This window comes from Streptomyces composti (genome assembly GCF_012034205.1).
In the GTDB taxonomy this organism is placed as follows: Bacteria; Actinomycetota; Actinomycetes; order Streptomycetales; family Streptomycetaceae; genus Streptomyces; species Streptomyces composti.
The window spans coordinates 197137-220238 of sequence record NZ_JAATEM010000004.1 but is presented as its reverse complement, the minus strand read 5'-3'; the positions used below and the strand labels follow the sequence as shown (position 1 = coordinate 220238).

Below are 23102 nucleotides of genomic sequence, written 5' to 3'. Positions count from 1 at the left end.
CGCCGCGACGCCGGCCGGCCGGGTCCGGTCCGGACGTGCTGCCGGGGCGTGCCGTCCGGATCCCGCGGCCGGCGTGGGGCCGGAACGCGCGGCCGATGCTCGGGCGCGTGGCGCCGGTGCCTGCCTCGGGGCGCCGGTCGCACCGCCGGGCGCCGTCCGCCCGGTGTGCGCACGGACTTGCCCCGCGGCTCGTGCGGTCGGCGCACGTCGCCGTCGGCGGGCCGGTTCTCCCGCGGGCCCTGCCCGCCAGGGGGCAGGGGTCCGGGCGATGTCGCGGAACTCGGACCGGAGCCGGCCCGCGACCCGGGCCGGCCGGGCGGCAGCTCGCTGAGGACGTGTCCGGCCCGGACCCTGCCTGGGCGAAGCGGTCAACAGGGCCGCCTCGAGGGGGTGTGCGGACCTCACCCGGCTGGCCCCCGTAGAAACGCCCCCGTCCGCGGGCGCGGTCAGGATGCGGGGCATGGGTATACGCATGCTTCACCGCAGAGCGGCACCCCCGCGGAGTGGCGCCGACGGGCCGCGGCCCGAGGCGTCCTGTTCCGTTCCGGTCTTCGCGGCCGCCGCAAGCACCGCCCGGTTCCCCACCCCCTTCACCACCGTGCTGCGCAGTGCCGTCACCGGCCGGCAGTGGCTGCCCGGCCGGGCGGACGGCGCACGGGCGGGCCTTCCCGCCCTTCCCTGGCGGCTGTGGGCCGAGCTGGCCCGCAGCTATGTCGCTCTCGCGCTCACGCTGCTGCCCCGGCCCCGCCCCGTGCGTACCGTCACCGTGTTCGTGGCGGCCGGGGAGACGCTCAGCGTGCGGCCGTACGGCTCGGCGGCCGGGTACCCCCGTCTGCCGGGCGGCTCGTCGTGGCCGGGGCGGCCGGACGCCGCATCCTGACGGCCGCCGCGTACAGCGGCAGCGCCAGGGCCAGGCCGGCGCCCGCCCCGAAGCACACCGCCGGGATCAGCTCCCAGGGCTTGGCGACCGGTCCCCAGTGGGCCCACCAGCGCGTGGCCCGGTGCACCGCCGCCACCAGCGCGCAGCCCATGAGCAGGGCCAGCGCCGCCCAGCGGTCCGCGGCGGAGAGCAGGGGGACGCCCGGCGCCTGTCGTGCATCCGTCCGCCGCAGGGCGCGGGCCAGGAACAGGGCGATCACCAGCGCCGCCACCGCCGAGCCCCCGTACTGCAGGTACCAGTAGAGCGGTGAGCCCGCGATCTCCCGGCCCAGGACCGGGAAGACCCGTACCCCCCACTGGTCGAGATGGGTGAACGCGTCCCACACCACATGCGTCAGCGCCCCCAGCACGGCCGACGCGTACCAGCGCGCCACCAGCGACGGCCGCGGCCGGTCCCGCGGCTCTCCGCAGCGCAGCAGCGCCGCCGTCCGGGCCTGCCGGCCCGCCGGCAGCAGGGCCACCAGCGGCTCGCGGATCAGCAGCCACAGCCCCACCAGTGCCCAGGCGATGACCACGTCCACGGTGAACACGCCCCAGAACGCGTGCGTGACGTCCCCGAACTCCATCGCGCCGGAGAGGAGACTCGCCGCGTAGTAGGTCATGTCGGGAGCGAAGCTCCCGGCCACCAGCACGGCCGGCACCAGGGCGCCCCGTCCGCTGCCGTCGCCGCGGACGGCGGGCAGCACCGCCGCCGCGTGGCTGAGGGTGAAGGGCAATGTGGTCTCCCGCTGTGTGAGGCACCCAGTATGCGCGACGCCACGGCGCAGGACCGCTCAACTCCGAACATGACCAACCGGTGAATAACGGTCAGGAACCGGTGTTCGCGCAAAGGAAGTTGTCGTAGGGTCGCGAGGGTCTGCGCCATGAAGGGGCAACCGGCGGGACGGGTCGATCGTCAGAACAGGGCGAACACAACAGACGTTGACGGACGCTCCGGCGTCCACGGGAGGGGTTCACTCTATGGCGGCGCATTTCGGCAGGAGGCTGCGCAGGGGAGCGGCAACCACCGCGGTGGCCGCGGCGGCGGTGGCGGCCCTGTCCGCGTCCCAGGCTCCGGGCGTGACCGTCGACGAGCACGGCAGACAGACCAGCGCGGACGCCACCCCCTCACCCGACGCGGCGGCCGACAGCGCCACCGGCAACTCGCCGTACTACACCGACCTGCCGCCGCTCAACAGCCCGAGCCCCTCGCCGTCCGCGAGCGCCGGCCCGGGCACCCCGCCCGGCGCCACCGAGGCCGGCATACCGGCGACCGTGCTCGACGCCTACAAGAAGGCCGAGGCGGCGCTGCGGGAGAAGAAGCCCGCCTGCAATCTGCCCTGGCAACTCCTCGCCGCCATCGGCCGGGTGGAGTCCGGCCATGCCCGCGGCGGACGCGTCGACGCCGACGGCACCACGCTGAGCCCGATCATCGGCCCCCAGCTCGACGGCAACGGCTTCGCGCTCATCAAGGACACCGACAACGGCGTCTACGACGGCAACAGCCGCTACGACAACGCCGTCGGCCCCATGCAGTTCATCCCCTCCACCTGGGCCTGGGCGGGCCGCGACGGCAACGGCGACGGCCGCAAGGACCCCGACAACGTCTACGACGCCGCGCTCGCCGCCGGCCACTACCTGTGCCGCAACGGCTGGGACCTCTCCGACCAGGGCGACCTGGAGCGGGCCATCCTCAGCTACAACAACTCCAGGGACTACCTCAACACCGTTCTCAGGTGGCTGGAGTTCTACCGCAAGGGCACCCACGAGATCCCCGACGGCACCGGCCCGCTCCCCTCGGACCGCAGCGACGGCGGCAAGGCGCGCCCCGGCGCGACCTCGAGCCCGTCCACGCCCGGCACCGAGCCCGGCGGCAAGAAGCCCGAGCCGGACAAGCCCTCCGGCAGCGCCCCCGGCACCGAGCCGCCCACCTCGCCCGGCGGCACCCCGAGCAAGCCGCCCACCTCGCCCGGCGGCACCCCGAGCAAGCCGCCCACCTCGCCCTCGACCCCGCCGGAGGCCCCGCAGACCCCCACCGACACGGTGGACCACCTGGAGAACGCGGGCACCGGAAAGCTCACCGCTATGGCCGGCCGCACCTTCGGCGAGCGGATCAGCGCCCGTGCGGAGACCGAGGCCGGCACGTCCGTGGCCAAGGTGCGCATCCGCTTCACCGTGCTCGGCGACACCGACACCACCTTCGCCGGCGGGGAGAGCGTGGCCACCGTGGCCACCGACAGCTCCGGCGTGGCGGTCGCGCCCGCGCTGGTCGCGGGTGAGAGGACGGGCACCGTCACCGTCCGCGCCACCGTCGTCGGCCGGCCGGTGCCCGGCCTCGACTTCAAGGCCACCGTCACCGAACGCGCCGCCGACGAGCTGGAGCGCACCGATGACACCGAGCTGACCTGCGTCCCCGGCGGAGAGTTCGCCGAGCCGGTCGTCGTGAAGGCCACCTACCAGGGCTCCGCCGCCGGCAAGGTCGCGGCCACGGCTGCCGTCCTCACCTCCGGCGACGAACCGGCGCCCGCGGAGAAGGGCCCGTACTTCAAGGACGCCGACGGCAAGGCGGTGCGCACCCTCGACGGCCTGAAGACCGACGAGGACGGCCTGCTGAAGCTGCCTCAGCTGTACGCGGACGACACCACCGGCACCTTCCTGCTCCGCATCACCACCGCGGGCGGCGCCACCCTCACCGTCGAACTGACCGTGGCGGCGGCCGAGTCGTCCTCGCCGAGCCCCTCGCCCAGCGCCTGAGCACATCACCGCACACCGCACGCCTGATCCGAGGGCGCGTTCCCAGCACCGGGAGCACGCCCTCGGCCCGTGCGCGACCTGTTCTCCTCTCACGCCCCCGTTGCTACGGTGCCCGGCCAGTTGACCTGACGCGCCGTCAGTTCACCTGCGCGCGGGAGCAGCCGCCCGCCGGGAGGAGGCACCCATGCGCGCCCTCGCAGCCGCCGCCGTCGGTCTCGCCGCCGCCCTCGCGCAGGTGCCGGCGCTGACCGCGCTCGGCTCCCCGGCCGGGGAGACCTCCCCGAAGCCGCCCACCGCACCCCGATCCTGCTGCTGACCTCCTGCCCGCCCCGGGGTCTGCTCGCCCCGGCCGCCGCGCTGCCGGCCCTCTCCCTGTCCATGGCGGCCCGCGCCCGCCGCGCCTCGCCCTCCGGTCCCGGGGACCGGGATCCGGCACCGCAGCAGATCAGCGCCTGAGCCGCGCGTTGGTGTGCCGCGTGGGCTCGGCGCCGGCCGGGTCCTCGGGCCACGGGTGCTTCGGGTAGCGGCCGCGCAGCTCGGCCCGTACGCCCTTGTACCCGTCCCGCCAGAACGAGGCCAGATCGGCGGTCACCGCGGCCGGCCGCCCCGCCGGGGAGAGCAGATGCACCAGGAGCGGCACACCGGCCACCCGCGGCGACTCGTGCAGCCCGAACATCTCCTGGAGCTTCACCGCCAGCACCGGCTGCTCCGGGTCCGAGTAGTCGATCCGCACCGACGAACCGCTGGGCACGGTGATCCGCTCGGGCGCCAGCTCGTCCAGCCGGGCCGCCTCCCCGGTCGCCCAGGGCAGCAGCCGCGCCAGCGCCTGCCCGGCGTCGATCCGCTCCAGATCGGCCCGCCGCCGCGCCCGGCTCAGCTCCGGCTCCAGCCACTCGGCCACCCGGGCGTGCAGCGCCTCGTCGGAGACGTCGGGCCAGGGAGCGCCCACCCGGCGGTGCAGGAACGCCAGCCGCTGCCGCAGCACCTCCGCCTCGCGTGACCACCGCAGCAGGCCGAACCCCTCCCGGCGCAGCCCGTCGAGCAGCGCCTCGCGCACCAGCGCCGGACCGGCGTCGTCGTACGGCCGCACGGCCAGCTCGATCGAACCGAGCCGCTCGACCCGCCGCGCCACCACGTCCCCGTCGGCCCAGCGCACCTCCTCGCCCTGCTCGAGCAGGGCCCCGGCGGCCGTCCGTGCCACGTCCTCGTCGATCACCGCGCCGAGCCGCACCCGGGCGTGCCGGCTCCCCACGGGCCGGTCGGCGGCGGCCACCACGATCCAGGGCGCCCCGCGCAGGGCGGAGCCGTCGCCCACCTCGGCCCGGGTCCCGGACGCCATCAGGTACGACCCGCCGTCCCACCTGGCCACCCGCTCGGGAAAGGCCAGCGCGGCCACGAACCCGGCCACCCGGTCGTCGCCGTCGCCGGCCCGGACACCGCCGGCCGGCCCGGACACACCGGCCCGCGGGCCGGCCCCCTCCTCGGCCGCCAGGGCCCGCAGCCGCCGGACCTCCGTACGCCATCGCGAGCCGTAGCCGTCGCCCCCGCGCCTCGCCGCGCGCAGCGCCCCGGCGAGGTCGTCCCCGTACTCCCGCGGCACCTCCTCCGACAGCAGGGCCACCACCTCGGCCCCGGCACCCCCGGTGTCCATCAGCGCCCGCCCCAGCCGGGGATGGACCCCCAGCCGCACCAGCGACCGCCCGCGCTCCGTGGCCTGCCCGGACGGATCCACCGCCCCGACCGCCACCAGCGCCTCCCGGGCCGCCGCCATCGCCCCCGCCGGCGGCGCGTCCAGCAGCGCGAGCCCGGACGCGTCCGGGTCGCCCCAGCACGCCGTCTGCAAGGCGAACCCGGTCAGATCGGCCACCTTGATCTCCGGCGAGGGGAAGCGCGGCAGCCGCCCGTCCTCCGCCTCCGCCCAGCACCGGTAGACCGCCCCCGGAGCCTCGCGCCCGGCCCGCCCGGCCCGCTGCCGGGCCGCCGCCTGCGAGGCCCGTACCGTCGTCAGCGCGCTCAGCCCCCGGGCGTGGTCCACCCGCGGCTCCCGCGCCAGCCCCGAGTCCACCACCACCCGCACCCCGGGCACGGTCAGCGACGACTCGGCGACCGAGGTGGCCAGCACCACACGCCGCCGCTCACCGGGCGACAGCACCGCGTCCTGCACGGCGGCCGGGGCCCTGCCGTGCACCCGCAGCACCTCGGCCCCGCCGAGATCGCCCAGCAGGCCGGCCACCCGCGCGATCTCGCCCACACCCGGCAGGAACACCAGCACGTCCCCGTCCCGCTCGGCCAGCGCCCGCCGCACCACCGAGGCCACATGGGCCAGCAGCGCCGGATCCACCCGCATCCCGTGCGGCGGCCGGACCGCGCGCGGCGGCGGCGCCCACACCACCTCCACCGGATGCGCGGCGCCGCGCGCCTCCACCACCGGCGCGCCGCCCAGCAGCCGGGCCCAGCCGTCCGCGTCCGTGGTCGCCGACGCGGCCACGAGCCGCAGGTCGGGGCGGAGCGTCTCGCGCACGTCCCACAGGAACGCCGCCGTGGTGTCCGCGTCCAGATGCCGCTCGTGGCACTCGTCGAGCACCACCACGTCCACCCCGGACAGCTCCTGGTCGCGCTGCACCCGCTGCAGCAGCACACCGGTGGTGACGACCTCCACCCGCGTGTGCGGCCCCGCGACCCGCTCCCCGCGCACCGTGAAACCGACCGAGCCGCCCGGCTTCTCGCCCAGCAGCCAGGCCATCCGCCGGGCCGCCGCGCGGGCCGCGATCCGCCGCGGCTCGGCCACCACCACCCGCCGCCGGGGCCCCTCGCCGAGCAGCCCGGCCAGCGCCAGCGGCACCAGCGTCGTCTTGCCGGTGCCGGGCGGCGCGACCAGCACGGCGGTGCCGCGCTCGTCCAGGGCGCCGGTCAGGCCGGGCAGCGCCTCGCGTACGGGCAGGGACTGAAGGGCGTCGTAACGGATCACACCCTCAGTCTCGTACGCACACGAAGATCGCCGTGCCCGGGATCAGGCTCCCGCGCAGCGGGGACCAGCCGCCCCACTCGCCCGTGTTCCAGGACGGCCATTCCGGTTCCACCAGGTCCACCAGCCGGAAACCCGAGGCGACCACGTCGCGCACCCGGTCACCCAGCGTGCGGTGATGTTCCACATAGACGGCGCGGCCCTGCTCGTCCTGCTCCACATATGGGGTGCGGTCGAAATAGGAGGCGGAGACGCTGAGCCCCTCGGGGCCCGGCTCGTCGGGGAACGCCCACCGGATCGGATGGGTCACCGAGAACACCAGCCGCCCGCCGGGCCGCAGCACCCGGTGCACCTCGCGCAGCACGAGCCGCGGGTCGGCGACGAAGGGGAGTGCCCCGTACGCCGAGCAGGCCAGGTCGAAGGAGGCGTCCGCGAAGGGCAGCGCCACCGCGTCGGCGCACACCAGCGGGAAGGAGGCGCCGATCCGCAGCGCGTGCTGCAGCTGGCGGTGCGAGATGTCCAGGGCGACCGGCCGCGCCCCCTGCCCGGCCAGCCAGCGCGAGCACTGGGCCGCGCCGGCGCCGAGCTCCAGGACGTCCTTGCCCTTCAGCTCCTCCGCGGGGCCGAGCAGCTCCGCCTCCACCTCGTCCAGCCCCTCCGGGCCCCAGACGAAGCGGTCGTCGCCGAGAAAGGTGCCGTGCTCCGACTGGTACTCGTCGGCGTTGCGGTCCCACCAGCCCCGGTTGGCGCGGGAGCTCTCCGTGACCCCGGCCTCCCGCCGGGTCGCCTCCGGCTCGGCCGCCTCGGCCTCGTGAACCTGGGGTGCGTCGGCCTCTTGGATGATCGGCTCCCTCGTCGTACTCTTCCGTCCAACCCGCACCCGCGGCGTGTCGCGAGGGGGCAGGAACCGGCCCCCGCGTGGCCTCGGGTGACGAGAATTGTGCCGGTTATGCGGCGATGCTCCCCGGGTGGGCGGCTTCGCGCATTGACCATGTCCGGCGGCCCCCGTATGCTACAAGTTGCGCTGCGGGCCTGCGCACCTCAGACAGAGCAGGCTGCGCTCGCATCTGTTGTATGTCCCCTCGGTTGTCGAGGCGCCATCACCAGTCTCTGGTGGGGCGCTTCCTTGGCTGTCCGGCTTCTGCAGAGCGAAAAGGGCTCCGGCGTAGCAGTACCTACGACTTCAATGTCCGTACCGGAGCCCTTTCCCACATGACGAGCAGCACCGAGACCACCGCCACCACTCCGCAGGTAGCGGTCAACGACATCGGTAACGAGGAAGCCTTCCTCGCAGCGATCGACGAGACGATCAAGTACTTCAACGACGGCGACATCGTCGACGGCGTCATCGTGAAGGTCGACCGGGACGAGGTCCTGCTCGACATCGGCTACAAGACCGAAGGTGTCATCCCGAGCCGCGAGCTCTCGATCAAGCACGACGTCGACCCCAACGAGGTCGTCGCGGTCGGCGACGAGATCGAGGCCCTGGTTCTCCAGAAGGAGGACAAGGAAGGCCGCCTGATCCTCTCGAAGAAGCGCGCCCAGTACGAGCGTGCCTGGGGCACCATCGAGAAGATCAAGGAAGAGGACGGCATCGTCACCGGTACCGTCATCGAGGTCGTCAAGGGTGGTCTCATCCTCGACATCGGCCTCCGCGGCTTCCTTCCCGCCTCGCTGGTCGAGATGCGCCGCGTCCGCGACCTCCAGCCCTACGTGGGCAAGGAGCTCGAGGCCAAGATCATCGAGCTGGACAAGAACCGCAACAACGTGGTCCTCTCCCGCCGTGCCTGGCTGGAGCAGACCCAGTCCGAGGTCCGCCAGACGTTCCTCACCACGCTGCAGAAGGGTCAGGTCCGTTCCGGCGTCGTCTCCTCGATCGTCAACTTCGGTGCCTTCGTGGACCTGGGCGGCGTCGACGGTCTGGTCCACGTCTCGGAGCTCTCCTGGAAGCACATCGACCACCCGTCCGAGGTCGTCGAGGTCGGCCAGGAGGTCACGGTCGAGGTCCTGGACGTCGACATGGACCGCGAGCGTGTCTCGCTGTCGCTGAAGGCGACCCAGGAAGACCCGTGGCAGCAGTTCGCCCGCACCCACCAGATCGGCCAGGTCGTGCCCGGCAAGGTCACGAAGCTGGTTCCGTTCGGTGCGTTCGTCCGCGTCGACGAGGGCATCGAGGGCCTGGTCCACATCTCCGAGCTGGCCGAGCGCCACGTGGAGATCCCGGAGCAGGTCGTCCAGGTCAACGACGAGATCTTCGTCAAGGTCATCGACATCGACCTCGAGCGCCGTCGCATCAGCCTGTCGCTGAAGCAGGCCAACGAGGCCTTCGGTGCCGACCCGACGGCGGTCGAGTTCGACCCGACCCTGTACGGCATGGCCGCGTCCTACGACGACCAGGGCAACTACATCTACCCCGAGGGCTTCGACCCGGAGACCAACGACTGGCTGCCGGGCTACGAGAAGCAGCGCGAGGAGTGGGAGCGCCAGTACGCCGAGGCGCAGGCCCGCTTCGAGCAGCACCAGGCGCAGGTCATCAAGTCCCGCGAGGCGGACGCCGCGGCTGCCGCCGAGGGTGGCGAGGCCGCCGCTCCGGCCGCCTCCGGTGGCGGTTCGTACTCCTCCGAGGGCGGCGACCAGTCCGGTGCGCTGGCTTCGGACGAGGCCCTGGCCGCGCTCCGCGAGAAGCTCGCCGGTGGTCAGAGCTGAACGCCCACTGAGCAAGGCTCTTCCTGAGCAGTAGCTCTCTCTGATCCGAGGGCCCGCACCTTTCACAGGTGCGGGTCCTCGGAGTTTGCGGGGGCACCCGTCCCGACCCACCGCGGCGGCCGCTCCACGGCCGGCCGTGCGGCTCCGCATGTCCCGGCGCAGGCATCGGGAATGACACTGCCCCGTCACACGTTGTGGTGTATGAACACGAGGAGGAGCGGTCCGTGCTTGATCCGCAGGGTTTGTACGCGTGGGAGCCGAAGGGCCTGGCCGTCGTCGACATGGCGCTCGCCCAGGAATCGGCCGGCCTTGTCATGCTCTACCACTTCGACGGATACATCGACGCGGGGGAGACCGGCGACCTGATCGTCGACCGGCTGCTCGACCTGCTGCCCCACCAGGTCGTCGCCCGCTTCGACCACGACCGGCTCGTGGACTACCGCGCCCGGCGCCCCTTGCTCACCTTCACCCGCGACCGGTGGACCGACTACGACGTGCCCGCCCTGGAGGTCAAGATCGTCCAGGACGCCACCGGTGCGCCCTTCCTGCTGCTGTCCGGCCCCGAACCGGACGTGGAGTGGGAGCGCTTCGCCGCGGCCGTCCGGCAGATCGTGGAGCGGCTCGGCGTCCGCCTGGCCGTCAACTTCCACGGCATCCCCATGGGCGTCCCGCACACCCGGCCGGTCGGCATCACCCCGCACGGCAATCGCACCGACCTGGTCCCCGGGCACAGCAGCCCCTTCCAGGAGGCCCAGGTACCGGGCAGCGCCGAAGCGCTCGTCGAATACCGGCTGATGCAGGCCGGGCACGACGTCCTCGGGGTCGCCGCGCACGTGCCGCACTACATCGCCCGCTCCCCGTACCCGGACGCCGCGCTCACCGTCCTGGAGGCCATCACCGCGGCGACCGGCCTGGTCCTGCCCGGCGTGGCGCACTCACTGCGCACGGACGCCCGGCGCACCCAGACCGAGATCGACCGCCAGATCCAGGAGGGCGACGAGGAGCTCACCGCCCTCGTCCAGGGCCTCGAGCACCAGTACGACGCGGCGGCGGGCGCCGAGACCCGCGGCAACATGCTCGCCGAGCCGGTGGAGATCCCCTCGGCGGACGAGATCGGCCGGGAGTTCGAGCGCTTCCTGGCGGAGCGCGAAGGGGACAACTGAGGCCGGCCGGGCCCGTCGCCTCGGGGGGGGGTGGGAGAGTGTCAGGGGCCGTCGAGGAGTCGTCGAGGAGCCGTCGGGTGCCGCCTCCCGCCGAGACCCGCCGGGGCGGCCGCCGGAGGCAGGGCCTAAGCTGCCGCTCATGCTGAAGGTGGGCCTGACCGGCGGGATCGGCGCCGGCAAGAGCGAGGTGTCGCGGCTGCTCGTGGAGTGCGGGGCCGTGCTCATCGACGCGGACCGCATCGCGCGCGAGGTGGTCGCCCCCGGCACACCGGGCCTCGCGGCGGTCGTGGAGGCCTTCGGCGAGGAGGTGCTCGCTCCCGACGGCTCCCTGGACCGGCCCAAGCTCGGCTCGATCGTCTTCTCCGACCCGGAGAAGCTGGCCGTCCTCAACTCGATCGTGCACCCCCTGGTCGGTGAGCGCTCCCGCGAGCTGGAGGAGGCCGCCGACGACGACGCCGTGGTGGTGCACGACGTGCCCCTCCTCACCGAGAACGGGCTCGCCCCCCTGTACGACGTGGTGATCGTCGTCGACGCGAGCCCCGAGACCCAGCTCGACCGGCTGGTCCGGCTGCGCGGCATGAGCGAGGCGGACGCCCGCGCCCGCATGGCCGCCCAGGCGACGCGTGAGCAGCGGCGGGAGATCGCGGACATCGTCATCGACAACGACGTGCCGCTGCCCGAGCTGGAGCGGCGGGTCAAGGAGGTCTGGGCGGATCTGGTGCGCCGGGCACGCGAGGCCAAGGAGCAGGGGGCGAAGGAATAGGGCCGTGCCGCCCGGGCGTTGAACCCCCGGAGCGAGGGAGGGATGGCTCGTGCCCGAGACCAGCGGTTCCCACGGACGGACGCCGGAGACCCATGTCATCGACTTCCGTGCCGCCGAGCAGCTGCTCGCGGCGCGGGACCCGCAGGGTGCGGTGAAGCTGCTCGACCGCGTCATCGAGGCGCACCCGGAGAACACCGCGGCGCGACTGCTGCGCGCCCGTGCCTTCTTCGCGGCCGCCCGGCTGCGCTCCGCCGAGCTGGAGTTCTCCCTCGTCCTGGAGCGCGAGCCGGACAACGCCTACGCCCACTTCGCCCTCGCCCGCACCTATCAGCGGCAGGGCCGGGCCCATCCGGCGCAGCGCCACTTCCGGCTTGCGGCCGCCCTGGACCCGAAGCCGGAGTATCTGGAAGCGGCACGCTTCGACCGGTGAGAGCCGCCGCCGGTGTCAGGGCCGGTCGTCCGGCGGCTGGTAGGGCGGCACGTCCTTGCCCGGCTGCCAGTGCGGGCCCTGACGGATGTGGCGGATGATCACCACCATGTCGATCAGGGTGATCAGCAGGAGGGCTCCGCAGGCGGTCGCCCAGCCCGGACGGTCCGTGATCACGAAGGCCACGGTGCCGAAGCCGGTCCACAGAATGCCCCAGAGGCTCAGCCAGAACCGCATCCGCAGCGGACTGCGCGCGGTCCTCGGCTCACTGCCGGTACGCATCACGGTCACCACTCCTGTTCGCAACGTACTCCCCGGCGCGGACGCGCACCAGCGATGAGTTCCCGGCTCCGCCCCGGTCCACCACTGCGACAACGCTGCGCGCCGTCGGCCACGACAACGGCGGTGGATCCCGGCAGCGACACCGATGCCTTCAGGAGACCGCCATGTCCGAGACCACCGCGACCACCGCGACCACCGCCTCAGGCGCCCCCGCCGCCACCGCGTCCCGGCGGCGCGGCCGGATCGCACTGCGCGGTCTGCAGGTGCTGCTCGCCCTCTTCTTCGCCGTCGCCGGCGCACTGCCCAAGCTGATCGCGCACACCTCCGCCTCCGAGCCGTTCGCGGAGATGGGCTGGGGGCAGGCGGGGATGTACGCCGTGGGGCTGCTCGAACTGGCCGGAGCGGTCGGGCTGCTGGTGCCGGTGCTGCAGTCGGCGGCCGCGGCCGGCCTGAGCGCGCTGATGGTGGGCGCCTTCGTGGTGCAGCTGACGGTGTTCGACGGGGAGAACGCGGCGACTCCGCTGATCCTCCTGGTGCCGCTCGTCCTGATCGCCTGGGTGCGGCGCGACAGCAACGCGCGGCTGCTGCGGCTGCTGGGGCGCGGCCGGGCGTGAGGGTGAAGAGCGGTACCGCCGCGGGCCGCCCGCCGGCGCGCTGCCCTCTGGCGGATGCCGCCCGGCCCGGTGGACGGCGGCGGCTGGTGGACGGACGGCATCCGAGCCGCTGAACGAACGGCGCCCAGGAGGCCTCGGCCTCCTGGGCGCCGTTCGGCATGCTCAGGGCCGGGGCCTGCGGCCCCGCCCGCCTGCCGCCCCGAGGCCGCCCGGCGCGCCGAGACCCCGCAGGCGTTCCAGCTCGCGGCGGTCCCGCTTGGTCGGACGGCCCGCGCCGCGGTCGCGGATGCCGGCCGGGGCGACGGCCTCGCGGGGCGGGGGCGGCGGGGAGTTGTCGATGTAGCACTGGGCGGCCACCGGCGCGCCCACCCGCTTGCGGATCAGCCGCTTGACGACCACCACCCGCTCGCGGCCCTCGTGCCGCAGCCGCACCTCGTCGCCGACGCGGACGCTGTGGGCGGGCTTGACCCGCTCGCCGTTCACCCGCACATGCCCGCCCCGGCAGGCTGCGGCACCCAGTGATCGCGTCTTGATCAGACGTACGGCCCAGATCCAGCTGTCGATGCGGACGTTCTCGCCCGGTTTCGGCCCGGCGGCCTCGGCGGCCGCCACGGCAGCGGCGATCTTGGGATCCGTCCCGTCCTGCTGCACTCCCTCGGAAGCCATGCCCCGACCTTAGCGGCCGGCGCCAGGACTTTCCCCAAATATTTTTTGCAAAAACTCTTTTGTGATCGGTCCCGTCGGCCCTAGCCTCGCCGTATGCCCAGTGACGAACCCGAGACCGACCGCCGGCGCGTCCTGGACCCCGAGCGGGACACCGACGCCCTGAAAGCACTCACCCACCCGCTGCGCATCCGGCTGCTCGGACTGCTGCGGCAGGACGGCCCGGCCACCGCCAGCGAACTGGCCGAGCGGACGGGGGAGTCGTCCGCGTCCACCAGCTACCACCTCCGGGTGCTGGCCAAGTACGCCTTCATCACCGAGGCCGAGCACCGCGACGGACGCGAGCGCCGCTGGCGGGCCGTGCACTCGGTGACCTCCTGGAGCAACGAGGCGATGGAGGCCTCGGCGGCGGGCCGGGCGTACATCGGCATGGCGCGGCGGCGGCAGATCGAGCACCTGGTGGCGTCCCTGGACCGGCACGAGGCGGACCTCGCCGAGGGGCGGCTCGACAAGGAGTGGGTCGAGCCGTCCGGCATCAGCGACCTGATGCCCCGCCTGACCCCGGAGTCGCTCACCGAGCTGTGGGAGGTCGTCTCCCGCACCCTCGAACAGCTCACCGCCCGGGACGCGGACGACCCCCGCGCCCGCCAGGTGGTCCTGTTCACCGCCGGACTGCCCCTCGCCCCACCGTCCTCCCCGGCCGGGGAGACGCCGTGACCGAACTGCCTGCGGTCCGGACGGCCCGCCGCCGCTACGTCACCCTCTGCGCCCTCTCCTGGCTGCCGCCCGGCCTGGCCATGGCCCCGCTGGTGCTGCTGTTCACCGAGCGCGGCATGGCTCTCGCCGCCATCGCCGGCTTCTACGTCGCCCACTCCCTCACCGTCGCGGCGCTGGAACTCCCCACCGGAGGCCTCTCCGACGCGATCGGCCGCCGCCCGGTCCTCGCCCGTCGCCGGCCTCCTCAACGCCGGGGCCCTGCTGCTGCACGCCCTGGGCACCACCGCCGCCGTGCTCACCCTCGGCATGGTGCTGATGGGCGCGGGCCGCGCGCTGGCCAGCGGACCGGCCGAGGCCTGGTACGTGGACAGCGTCCAGGCCGCCGCCGGGCCCGGCGCCGAACTGCGCACCGGCCTGGCCCGCGGCAGCAGCGCCACCTCCGCCGCGCTCGCGGCCGGGATCCTGCTGGGCGGCGCACTGCCCTGGCTGCTCGGCCTGGGTCCCGGCCTCGGCGCCCGGCTCGCCGAGTCGACCTCCGGGCTCGTCCTGCCCCTGTCCGTCCCGGTCCTGCTCGGCGCGGTGGTGGAGACCGTCTTCGTCGCCTACGTGCTCGCCGTCCTCCGCGAACCGCCCCGGCCGCCCGTGACCGTGCGCTCGGTGCTGCGCGGCATCCCCCGCGCCGTCCTGAACGGGGCGCGGCCGGCCGTCCGGGACGCGCTGATCCGCCGCGTCCTGCTCAGCACGGCCGCGGCGGGCAGCGCCCTGGCCGCGATCGAACTGCTCATGCCGGGCCGGGCGGTCAGCCTGACCGGCGCCTCGGGGCCGGGCGCGATGCTCTTCGCCGGGCTCGCCTGCGGCGGCTTCGTCTGCTCGGGCCTGGGCAGCCAGCTGGCCCCGCTCCTGGCCCGGCGCGCCGGCAGCGGTGAACGGGCGGTGCTCGCCGCCCTCGGCGTCTCCACCGCAGGCCTTGTGCTGCTCGGTGCCACCGCCGCCTTCCCCCGGCCGGCCGCGCTCGGCCTGACCGGTGTCGCCGCCGGCTTCGGCCTGGTCTACCTCGGCCTCGGCGCGGCCGGCCCGAACGAGAACACCCTGCTGCACCACCGCGTCACCGGCGGCGGCCGGGCCACCGCACTCTCCGTCCAGTCCCTCGCCCAGCAGTCGGCCGGCGCGCTGACCGGCGTGATCGTGGGAGCGATGGCCCCCGGCCCGTGGCCCTGGCTGCTCACCGCGGGCATCCTTCTGACCGGCACCCTGCTGTGGCTGCGCCGCGGCGGGACACCGGGCACCCCCGTCCCCGAGGCGGCGCCCCGGTCCGCCTGCCCGGCCGACCGGCCCACGGTGGACTCATGACCCGGCACGCCGACGAGCCCACCGCCCTACCGTGGACTCATGACCACCAGCGGCGAGCCGGCACCGGAAGGCCTCAGGAACAGGAACACCACCCTGAACCCCGCGGCCGCCGCGGCCCGCGCCCGCGGCCTGCACCACCTGGACCGCCGCATCACCGGTTGCCGGGCCTGCCCCCGGCTCGTCGCCTGGCGGGAGGAGGTCGCCCGCACCAAGCGGGCCGCCTTCGCCGACTGGACCTACTGGGGCCGCCCCGTCCCCGGCTTCGGCCCGCCCGACGCCCGGCTCGTGATCATCGGCCTGGCCCCCGCCGCCCACGGCGGCAACCGCACCGGCCGGATGTTCACCGGCGACCGCTCCGGGGACGTGCTCTACCAGGCGCTGCACGACGTCGGGCTGGCCTCCCAGCCGACGTCCGTGCACGCGGACGACGGGCTGGAGCTGTACGGGGTACGCGTGACCGCCCCCGTCCACTGCGCGCCGCCCGCGAACCGGCCCACCCCGCAGGAGCGCGACACCTGCCGCCCCTGGCTCGTCCAGGAACTCCGCCTGCTGCGCCCCACCCTGCGCGCCGCGCTGGTGCTCGGCGCCTTCGGCTGGCAGGCGACCCTCCCGGCGCTGGCCGAGGCCGGCTGGACCATCCCCCGCCCCCGCCCCGCCTTCGCCCACGCCGCCCACACCGTCCTGCCCGCCCCCCACGGCCCGGACCTGCACCTCTTCGGCTGCTTCCACGTCAGCCAGCGCAACACCTTCACCGGCCGCCTGACCCCGCCCATGCTCCGGCGGATGCTGCGCTCGGCGGCGGAGGCGGCCGGCCTGCCGGCCACCGGCACGACCGCGTGAACGAGCCCCGGCACCGCGACCAAGGTGCACCGATGACCCGTCACGCAACACACCGCGACGTCTTCCTCGACGCCACCGCCGACCGCCTCGCCGACCTCCCCGGCGTCCGCGCCGTGACCCTCGGCGGCTCACGGGCCCAGGGCACCGAACGCCCCGACGGCGACTGGGGCCTGGCCGTCTACCACCGGGGCTCCTTCGACCCCGACGCCCTGGGCGCCGTGGGCTGGGAAGGCGAGGTCTCCGGGATCGGCGACTGGGGCTGCGGCGTCTTCAACGGCGGCGCCTGGCTCACCGTCGACGGACGCCGGGTCGACGTCCACTACCGGGACCTCGACGTCGTCGAGCACCGACTCGCCGAGGCCGAGCGGGGACGCTTCCGCGTCGAACCCCTCCTCTTCCACCTCGCGGGCATCCCCACGTACCCGCTGGTGGCCGGACTGGCCGCCAACCGCGTGCGGCGCGGCGAACTTCCCCGCCCGGACGGCTATCCCCCCGCGCTGCGCCGCAACGCCCCGCCCCGCTCGACAGCTCGCCCAGGGCGGGCGGCCCGGGCAACCTGGGAGCGGCCTACCGCTTCTTCCCGGGCGTGCTCGCCGAAGGCGAGGAGGCGACCCCCGGGAGCGACCAGCCGGTGGTGCGGTCGAGACGGTGCTGAACAACCTGCTCTCCATCGTGGCCACCACGGCCGAGAAGGGCGACAACGTCTGCCGCATCTTCGAGTCGATCAACAACACCGGGGCCGGGCTCAGCCAGAGCGACCTGCTGGGCAACTGGTGCGGGCCGTTGACCGTACGGTGGCGGAATGACGCCTACTGACGTGGACGGGGCCGGTGTGCAGAGGCCGGGGGAGCTGGTCATCAGCGGGTGCACGGTGCTGGTGCACGACGATCAGGGAGCGGTCGGGTTCGAGGAGGACGCGGCTGTCGTCGTGCGGGACGGGACGGTGGCCGAGGTGACGCGGGCCGAGGCGGTCGCGGGGCGGGTGGCGGGGGAGTGGATCGACGGGCGGGGGCAGGTGGCGCTGCCCGGGCTGATCAACTGTCACACCCACGCCCCGATGGTCGCCCTGCGCGGGCTCGCCGAGGACCTGCCGATCGAGGAGTGGTTCAACGACGTCGTCTGGCCGGTCGAGTCCAACCTGAGCGAGAAGGACGTCGAGCTGGGGGCGCGGCTGGCGTGTGCGGAGATGATCCGGGGCGGGGTCACCTGCTTCGCCGACCACTACTTCGCCATGGACGCGGTGGCCCGGGTGGTCGCCGAGTGCGGGATGCGGGCGTTGCTGGGCGAGGCGTTCTTCTCCTCGCAGGGACCCCAGGGGCGGGAGCGCTCGCTGGAGTTCGCGCTGCGGCATCACGGGGGTGCGGGCGGGCGGATCACCACCTGCCTCGCCCCGCACGCGCCGTACACCGTGGACGACGGCGACCTCGCCGCCACCGCGGGTCTGGCCCGCGAGCACGGTCTGCCGGTGCATCTGCACGCCGCCGAGAACCGCGACCAGACGGAGACCAGCCTCGCCCGGCACGGCGTCACGCCCGTCGAGGTCCTGGAGCGCACCGGCATCCTGGACACCGAGGTGCTGATCGCCCACGGCACCGGCATCGTCGAGCGCGACCTGCCGGTACTCGAGCGGGCGGGCGGCCGGGTCGCCGTGGCGAGCGCGCCCCGCGGCTACATGAAGTTCGCCTGGCCCGGCACCACACCCGTCCGTGCCCTGCGGGAGCTGGGCATCCCCGTCGGGCTGGCCACGGACGGGGCCGCCTCGAACAACTCCCTCGACGTCTGGGAGTCGATGGCGCTCACCTCGCTCGTGCAGAAGTCCGCCGAGGGCGACCCCCGGTGGCTCACCTCCCGGCAGGCGCTGCACCACGCCACCCTGCAGAGCGCCGAGGCGGTCGGGCTCGGCGACAGCATCGGCAGCATCGCGCCCGGGCGGCGCGCCGACATCGTCCTGGTCGATCTCACCGGGCCGCACACCCAGCCCGTCCACGACCTCGCCGCGACCCTGGTGCACAGCGCCCGGGCCTCGGACGTGCGCACCACGATCGTGGACGGGCGGGTGCTGATGCGGGACCGGGAGCTGCTCACCATCGACGTCCCGGCGGTGGTGCGGGAGCTGGGGGAACGGCTGCCGGCGCTCGTCGAGCGCGGTCACGGGCGGCGCATCCAGGACTACGACACCTGAGAGCCGGAAATTCTCTCCGGGCGAGCGATGAGTTCCGGCACGCACCCCGGTCACCTTCTGCAACGGGACCGTTGCCCAGGAGGAACCATGCCGCTTCCGGAGATCGTCTCGCGTGCCGAGTGGCGCGCGGCGCGCGAGCGTCTGCTGGTCAAGGAGAAGGCCGTCACCCGCGCCCGGGACGCGCTCAACGCAGAGCGCCGCCGGCTGCCCATGGTCGAGGTCGACCGGGAGTACGTGTTCGAGGGCGGTGAGGGCAAGGCCGGCCTGCTCGACCTGTTCGAGGGGCGGCAGCAGCTCGTCGTCTACCACTTCATGTTCGCCCCGGAGTGGGACGCCGGATGCCGCAGCTGCTCGGCCTTTCTCGACCAGATCGGGCATCTCGCTCATCTGCACGCCCGCGGCACCACCTTCGCGGTGGTCTCCCGGGCGCCGTTCGTGAAGATCCTGCCGTTCAAGGCGCGGATGGGCTGGGCGATCCCCTGGTACTCGTCGTACCCCGGCGACTTCAACGAGGACTTCGAGGTCACCCTGGAGCACGAGGGCGAGCTGGTCGAGCGGCCGGGGCTGAGCTGCTTCCTGCGCGACGGCAGCCGCGTCTTCCACACCTACTCGACCCACGAGCGCGGCCTGGACGGGCTGGGCTCCACCACGAGCCTGCTGGACCTCACCGCGCTGGGCCGCCAGGAGGAGTGGGAGGAGCCCAGGGGGCGCGCATCGGCGCTCGGCGCTCCGGCCGGAAGCTCGCGGATCCGCTATCACGACGAGTACGACGACTGATGCGGAAGGTGAGCGTTTAACCCGAAAGGCTGAGACGTGGATCACACGTAGCGGTGAACGGGTGTCAACTACGTCTCAGTACCGTCACCGGACGAGGCATCCGCCCCATGGTTGGCGTTTAACTCTACGAGTACAGCGCTACATGGAGGTGGCAGGGTGAACGGGCGAACGGTGCTCGAACGCTTTCCCGCAGGTGGGCCGCGTGGGTCCTGGCCGGCGGAGGAGTTCGCGCATGCGAGGCGCCTGGAGGGCCTGCCCGCCGAGGTTGTCATGGACCTCGCATCCGACATGTTCCTGGTGATCGTCCGCAGCGGCGACGACGGCAAGGGTGATGCCGCTGCGTGAGGCCCTTCGCAGAGCCGTGGGGTGGCGGCGCGGTGCGCCGGGCGCCGTCCCCGGGGGGAGGGCCGGGCGGCGTCCGTCAGGGCTGGGCGGGTATCGGCCGGGACCACGCCGGCTCCGTGTCCGTCAGGCGGCACAGGGCCAGATAGAGAGGGATCGGCGGCGTGTAGGGGAGTGTGCCGTCGGGGCGGTGGATGAGGCCGGGGACGCCGGGGGTGTCCGGGAGGACCGCGCCGGTGGTGTAGCGGGCCGGGGCCGGCCACTCCATCGCGTAGTCCGAGTCCGACGGGACCAGCCACCACCAGTGCGCCTCATCGGCGTAGACGCACCCCACGCGGGGCAGGCGGGGCAGGACCAGCGGACCGAAGCGGGCGGGCACCGCCACCGCGTCGCAGCCCATCGGGGTCGTCATCCCGTCGGGGACGGGCAGACGGCGGGGCGTTCCGGCCGGCTGCGGGCCGGCGGCGCAGAGGTCGCGCTGCAGGCGGACCAGCGTGTCCAGGCTCAGTACCCGGGCGCCCGTCACACGTGCCCCCCTTCCCGGCGCTGCTGCGGAGATGCGGGCCTCGTCCCGTTCTCCCGGCGGCGTCCCTCGGTCTCGTCCTCCCCCTCCGAGCCGCCCGCCGGACCGGGCTTCGGGCGGGCGCCCCAGCCGAGGTCGTCGCGCGGCTCGCCGGTCTCGCGCGGGGCGTCGCCCCGGCGCGGCAGCTCGGCCCAGACCAGCAGTCCGGGGCCGTGCTCGTGCGTGCCCCAGGCGTGACACAGTGCGTCGACGAGCAGCAGCCCGCGCCCGTTCTCGTCGTCCGGGTCCGAGTGGTCGTTCGCCTGCGGCAGCCCCGGCGCGCAGCCCTCGTCCCGCACGGCTATGCGCACGCGCTCGTCGCCGTCGAGCAGCTCGCACACTATGTGGCTGCTCGCCGTGTGCACGATGGCGTTGGTGACCAGTTCGGAGATGACCAGAGCGGCGGTGTCGCAGGTGTCCTCGCACACCGACCAGCCGCTCAGCCGGGCCCTGGTCAGACGTCTGGCCTGCGCGGGAGAACCCGGATGGGCGGCCAGCTCGAAACGGAACCGTCGCTCGGCGGCCGCCCCGGCGGGGCCGACTGCCGAGGAGGCGCCGAGGGCGGAGCGGCCCGCGGCGGCTTCTGTTCCTAAGGGCACGGACGGAATCACGCTTGCCACTATCGCCCCGGCGAGAACACTTGGCAAGTGTCACTCTGAAAATTGCAGAGTGCTCTGTGACGGTCCGGACGGGCGTGGCACACTGCTCGCAACAGCATCTCGCGCGGCGCCTGTTGAGACCGTCGAACGCCTGTTTCCTGGGGTTTCCGGGGGCGGGTGTTCGGTTCGGCGGTCTCGCATGGCGCCGCCGGGCTGTAAGGATCTTTCGTGGAGGTGGAGCGTGAGCGAACCGCGGTCCGCGCCGACGGTCGGGCAGGTCGTCCTCGGTCGGCGCCTGCTGGACCTGCGGGAACGCGCCGGGCTCAAACGTGAGGAGGCGGCTCGTATCCTGCGGGTCGCCCCGGCCACCGTGCGCCGCATGGAGATGGCCGAGGTCGCCCTCAAGATCCCGTACCTTCAGCTTCTGCTGAAGGCCTACGGCGTCTCCGACGAGGAGGCCGACGCCTTCGTGCAGCTGGCCGAGGAGGCCAACAAACCCGGCTGGTGGCAGCGCTTCCACGACATCCTGCCCGGCTGGTTCTCGATGTACGTCAGCCTGGAGGGGGCGGCCTCCCTGATCCGCAGCTACGAGCCGCACTTCGTGCCCGGCCTGCTGCAGACCGAGGAGTACGCCCGCGGAGTGCTGCGCTCGGGGGCCATCGGCCAGACGCAGCCCGAGGACATCGAGCGGCATGTGGCGCTGCGCATGCAGCGGCAGGAACTGCTCACCCGCGAGGACGCGCCCCGGCTGTGGGTCGTGATGGACGAGACCGTCCTGCGCCGCCCGGTGGGCGGCCCGGAGGTGATGCGTGCGCAGATCGACAAACTGCTCGAGGCCACGAAACTGCCCAACGTCACGCTGCAGGTCGCCCCGTTCGCGAGCGGCCCGCATCCGGGGACGTACGGGCCGTTCGTGCTGTTCCGGTTCGCCGTGCCCGAGCTGCCGGACATGGTCTACAGCGAGTACCTGACGGGCGCCGTCTACCTGGACGCGCGCGCCGAGGTGGCGACCTACCTCGAAGTCATGGACCGCATGGCGGCACAGGCCGCCACGGCACATCGCACGAAGGAGATCCTCCGCGATCTCCGCAAGGAGCTGTGAATGAAACGCACCAAACCCCGCCCCCAGCCACGGATCCGTCCCCAGCGGATCTACAACGGCATGCCCGCGCGTGAGCTGGGCAGCGAGGGCTGGCACAAGCCGTGGAGCGGCGGCAACGGCGGCAACTGCCTGGAGGCGATGAAGCTGGCCGACGGCCGGGTCGCCGTGCGGCAGTCCACCGACCCGGACGGGCCGGCGCTGATCTACACCGCGGACGAGATGAACGCCTTCATCGAAGGAGCCAAGGCGGGGGAGGCGGACTTTCTGATCTCCTGAGGGTGGAGTGTCCGACTGCTCTGCCTTCCTTCACTTCTGCTGTCTTTGTCTTGCCTTCCTTGTGTTCTTCCTCTTCCTCTTCTCCTTCGCAGAGCCCCACAGGGCGCCACAGAGCACCACGGAATTGATCATTAACAGTTGCAGAGAGTTACGGAGTCCTTCATGACCGGGCAGAACCCCGTCGAGATCGACACGAGCAAACCGCACCCTGCGCGGATGTACGACTGGTATCTCGGCGGCAAGGACAATTATCCGGTCGACGAGGCCATGGGCCGGCAGATGCTGGAGCTGGAACCGCGGGTTCCAGTGATGGCGCGGGTGAACCGGGCGTTCATGCACCGGGCCACCACCTGGCTGGCCCGCGAGGGGATACGCCAGTTCCTCGACATCGGCACCGGCATCCCGACCGAGCCCAACCTCCACCAGGTCGCCCAGCGGATCGCCCCCGAGTCGCGTGTCGTCTACTGCGACAACGACCCCATCGTCCTCGCCCACGCGGCGGCACTGCTGCGCGGCACGGACGAGGGCGCGACCGAATATCTGCAGGCCGACGTGCGCGATCCGGACACCATCCTGGCCGGGGCACGCAAGATCCTCGACTTCGAGCGGCCGATCGCCCTGTCGCTCATCGCGCTGCTGCACTTTGTCCCCGACGAGGACGGCGCGCACGAGCTGGTCGCCCGGCTGGTCTCCGCACTGCCTTCCGGCAGCTACCTGGTGGTCAGCCACGCGACCGCCGACTTCACGCCGGAGGAGTCCCGGGAGGCCACCGACAAGATGAAGTCCGCCGGAGTCACCCTGGCGCTGCGCTCCCGCGAGGAGTTCGCCCGTTTCTTCACGGGGCTCGAGCTGGTCGACCCCGGCATCGAGGTGCCCCACCGCTGGCACCCCGAGCTGGGCGACCCGGTCCCCGGCCAGGACGACGGGGTGATCCCCGGCTACGGGGCGGTGGGCCGCAAGCCGTGATCCCTGCCGCCCTCACCGGACCGGGCGGTGGGGCCCAGCCCTGAGTTCCGGCACCGCCCGCCCCTGCCGGCGGCCCGCCCCCGCGTGGGGCGGGCCGCCGCGGGTGTTCCGGGGCTTCGCCCGGTGGTCCCGGT

Annotated in this window: 25 protein-coding genes and 1 pseudogene; 19 read left to right on the top strand and 7 right to left on the bottom strand. The window is 73.6% G+C overall.

Annotation, left to right across the window (positions count from 1 at the left end; translation table 11 throughout):
- Positions 1–460 precede the first annotated feature (460 nt).
- The gene (locus HCJ93_RS05430; RefSeq protein ID WP_206316922.1) at positions 461–880 is read left to right on the top strand and encodes a hypothetical protein; all 420 of its coding nucleotides are present in this window, start codon (positions 461–463) and stop codon (positions 878–880) included.
- On the opposite strand, the gene HCJ93_RS05425 is transcribed toward HCJ93_RS05430, so the two are convergent.
- Complete coding sequence (locus HCJ93_RS05425) at positions 792–1655, bottom strand: DUF4184 family protein (RefSeq protein WP_167991579.1); 864 nt, start codon at positions 1653–1655, stop codon at positions 792–794. The genes HCJ93_RS05430 and HCJ93_RS05425 overlap by 89 nt on opposite strands.
- Before the next feature lie 244 nt (positions 1656–1899).
- Between HCJ93_RS05425 and HCJ93_RS05420 the strand changes: the two genes are divergently transcribed.
- A complete protein-coding gene (locus tag HCJ93_RS05420) occupies positions 1900–3672 on the top strand; it encodes a lytic transglycosylase domain-containing protein (RefSeq protein ID WP_167991577.1) in 1773 nt (590 codons plus the stop codon).
- A gap of 184 nt (positions 3673–3856) precedes the next feature.
- Positions 3857–3988, top strand: coding sequence for an SPW_0924 family protein (locus tag HCJ93_RS05415; RefSeq protein WP_167991575.1), 132 nt, complete (start codon positions 3857–3859; stop codon positions 3986–3988).
- Positions 3989–4117: 129 nt separating this feature from the next.
- On the opposite strand, the gene hrpB is transcribed toward HCJ93_RS05415, so the two are convergent.
- Both hrpB and HCJ93_RS05405 read right to left on the bottom strand, forming a co-directional pair.
- Positions 4118–6640 (bottom strand): ATP-dependent helicase HrpB, encoded by a 2523-nt coding sequence (gene hrpB, locus HCJ93_RS05410; RefSeq protein WP_167991573.1) that lies wholly within the window; start codon positions 6638–6640, stop codon positions 4118–4120.
- Positions 6641–6644: 4 nt separating this feature from the next.
- Positions 6645–7517: a class I SAM-dependent methyltransferase gene (locus tag HCJ93_RS05405; protein WP_309141309.1), complete on the bottom strand. Its 873-nt coding sequence runs from the start codon at positions 7515–7517 to the stop codon at positions 6645–6647.
- Between the two features lie 332 nt (positions 7518–7849).
- Here HCJ93_RS05405 and rpsA point away from each other — a divergent pair, with 332 nt between their 5' ends.
- The 4 genes from rpsA to HCJ93_RS05385 all read left to right on the top strand — a co-directional run bounded on the left by rpsA (position 7850) and on the right by HCJ93_RS05385 (position 11699).
- Complete coding sequence (rpsA, locus tag HCJ93_RS05400) at positions 7850–9343, top strand: 30S ribosomal protein S1 (RefSeq protein WP_167991572.1); 1494 nt, start codon at positions 7850–7852, stop codon at positions 9341–9343.
- Positions 9344–9567: 224 nt separating this feature from the next.
- Positions 9568–10506, top strand: a complete 939-nt coding sequence (locus HCJ93_RS05395) for a PAC2 family protein (RefSeq protein WP_167991570.1) — start codon at positions 9568–9570, stop codon at positions 10504–10506.
- 139 nt (positions 10507–10645) lie between these two features.
- The gene (coaE, locus tag HCJ93_RS05390; RefSeq protein ID WP_167991569.1) at positions 10646–11269 is read left to right on the top strand and encodes a dephospho-CoA kinase; all 624 of its coding nucleotides are present in this window, start codon (positions 10646–10648) and stop codon (positions 11267–11269) included.
- A 49-nt stretch (positions 11270–11318) separates the two neighbouring features.
- On the top strand, positions 11319–11699 hold the full coding sequence (locus HCJ93_RS05385; RefSeq protein ID WP_167991567.1) for a tetratricopeptide repeat protein: 381 nt from the start codon (positions 11319–11321) through the stop codon (positions 11697–11699).
- A 15-nt stretch (positions 11700–11714) separates the two neighbouring features.
- Here the strand turns inward: HCJ93_RS05385 and HCJ93_RS05380 are convergent, their stop codons facing one another.
- Positions 11715–11978 (bottom strand): DUF6343 family protein, encoded by a 264-nt coding sequence (locus HCJ93_RS05380; RefSeq protein WP_167991565.1) that lies wholly within the window; start codon positions 11976–11978, stop codon positions 11715–11717.
- A 164-nt stretch (positions 11979–12142) separates the two neighbouring features.
- Between HCJ93_RS05380 and HCJ93_RS05375 the strand changes: the two genes are divergently transcribed.
- Positions 12143–12592, top strand: coding sequence for a DoxX family protein (locus HCJ93_RS05375; protein ID WP_167991563.1), 450 nt, complete (start codon positions 12143–12145; stop codon positions 12590–12592).
- A 162-nt stretch (positions 12593–12754) separates the two neighbouring features.
- Here the strand turns inward: HCJ93_RS05375 and HCJ93_RS05370 are convergent, their stop codons facing one another.
- Complete coding sequence (locus HCJ93_RS05370) at positions 12755–13258, bottom strand: RNA-binding S4 domain-containing protein (protein WP_167991562.1); 504 nt, start codon at positions 13256–13258, stop codon at positions 12755–12757.
- Positions 13259–13351: 93 nt separating this feature from the next.
- Between HCJ93_RS05370 and HCJ93_RS05365 the strand changes: the two genes are divergently transcribed.
- The 8 genes and pseudogenes from HCJ93_RS05365 to HCJ93_RS05330 all read left to right on the top strand — a co-directional run bounded on the left by HCJ93_RS05365 (position 13352) and on the right by HCJ93_RS05330 (position 19466).
- Positions 13352–13972: an ArsR/SmtB family transcription factor gene (locus HCJ93_RS05365; protein ID WP_167991543.1), complete on the top strand. Its 621-nt coding sequence runs from the start codon at positions 13352–13354 to the stop codon at positions 13970–13972.
- Positions 13973–14263: 291 nt separating this feature from the next.
- Positions 14264–15322: an MFS transporter gene (locus HCJ93_RS05360; RefSeq protein WP_309141308.1), complete on the top strand. Its 1059-nt coding sequence runs from the start codon at positions 14264–14266 to the stop codon at positions 15320–15322.
- Positions 15323–15361: 39 nt separating this feature from the next.
- Complete coding sequence (locus tag HCJ93_RS05355) at positions 15362–16162, top strand: uracil-DNA glycosylase (RefSeq protein WP_167991541.1); 801 nt, start codon at positions 15362–15364, stop codon at positions 16160–16162.
- Positions 16163–16194: 32 nt separating this feature from the next.
- Positions 16195–16695, top strand: a pseudogene (locus HCJ93_RS29275) (nucleotidyltransferase domain-containing protein); the annotation flags it as partial.
- A gap of 115 nt (positions 16696–16810) precedes the next feature.
- Positions 16811–16978 carry a hypothetical protein gene (locus HCJ93_RS30090; RefSeq protein WP_373563556.1) on the top strand — a complete coding sequence of 56 codons (168 nt, stop codon included), beginning with the start codon at positions 16811–16813 and terminating at the stop codon, positions 16976–16978.
- Entirely contained in the window at positions 16965–18344 is a 1380-nt protein-coding gene (locus HCJ93_RS05340) for an amidohydrolase (protein ID WP_167991540.1), read from the top strand. Before HCJ93_RS30090 ends, HCJ93_RS05340 begins: the two co-directional genes overlap by 14 nt.
- A gap of 87 nt (positions 18345–18431) precedes the next feature.
- A complete protein-coding gene (locus tag HCJ93_RS05335; protein WP_167991538.1) occupies positions 18432–19121 on the top strand; it encodes a DUF899 domain-containing protein in 690 nt (229 codons plus the stop codon).
- Positions 19122–19277: 156 nt separating this feature from the next.
- Positions 19278–19466: a DUF8839 family protein gene (locus HCJ93_RS05330; RefSeq protein ID WP_167991536.1), complete on the top strand. Its 189-nt coding sequence runs from the start codon at positions 19278–19280 to the stop codon at positions 19464–19466.
- Between the two features lie 76 nt (positions 19467–19542).
- Here HCJ93_RS05330 and HCJ93_RS05325 read toward each other — a convergent pair whose 3' ends face one another.
- Positions 19543–19989, bottom strand: coding sequence for a hypothetical protein (locus HCJ93_RS05325; RefSeq protein WP_167991535.1), 447 nt, complete (start codon positions 19987–19989; stop codon positions 19543–19545).
- Positions 19986–20645, bottom strand: coding sequence for an ATP-binding protein (locus HCJ93_RS05320; RefSeq protein ID WP_167991533.1), 660 nt, complete (start codon positions 20643–20645; stop codon positions 19986–19988). The genes HCJ93_RS05325 and HCJ93_RS05320 overlap by 4 nt, the downstream gene beginning before the upstream one ends.
- A 220-nt stretch (positions 20646–20865) precedes the next feature.
- Between HCJ93_RS05320 and HCJ93_RS05315 the strand changes: the two genes are divergently transcribed.
- The 3 genes from HCJ93_RS05315 (at position 20866) to HCJ93_RS05305 (ending at position 22968) form a co-directional block, all read left to right on the top strand.
- A complete protein-coding gene (locus HCJ93_RS05315) occupies positions 20866–21726 on the top strand; it encodes a Sco1979 family transcriptional regulator (protein ID WP_167991531.1) in 861 nt (286 codons plus the stop codon).
- Positions 21727–22002, top strand: coding sequence for a DUF397 domain-containing protein (locus HCJ93_RS05310; RefSeq protein ID WP_167991529.1), 276 nt, complete (start codon positions 21727–21729; stop codon positions 22000–22002).
- A 162-nt stretch (positions 22003–22164) separates the two neighbouring features.
- Positions 22165–22968, top strand: coding sequence for an SAM-dependent methyltransferase (locus HCJ93_RS05305; protein ID WP_167991528.1), 804 nt, complete (start codon positions 22165–22167; stop codon positions 22966–22968).
- Positions 22969–23102: the final 134 nt, after the last annotated feature.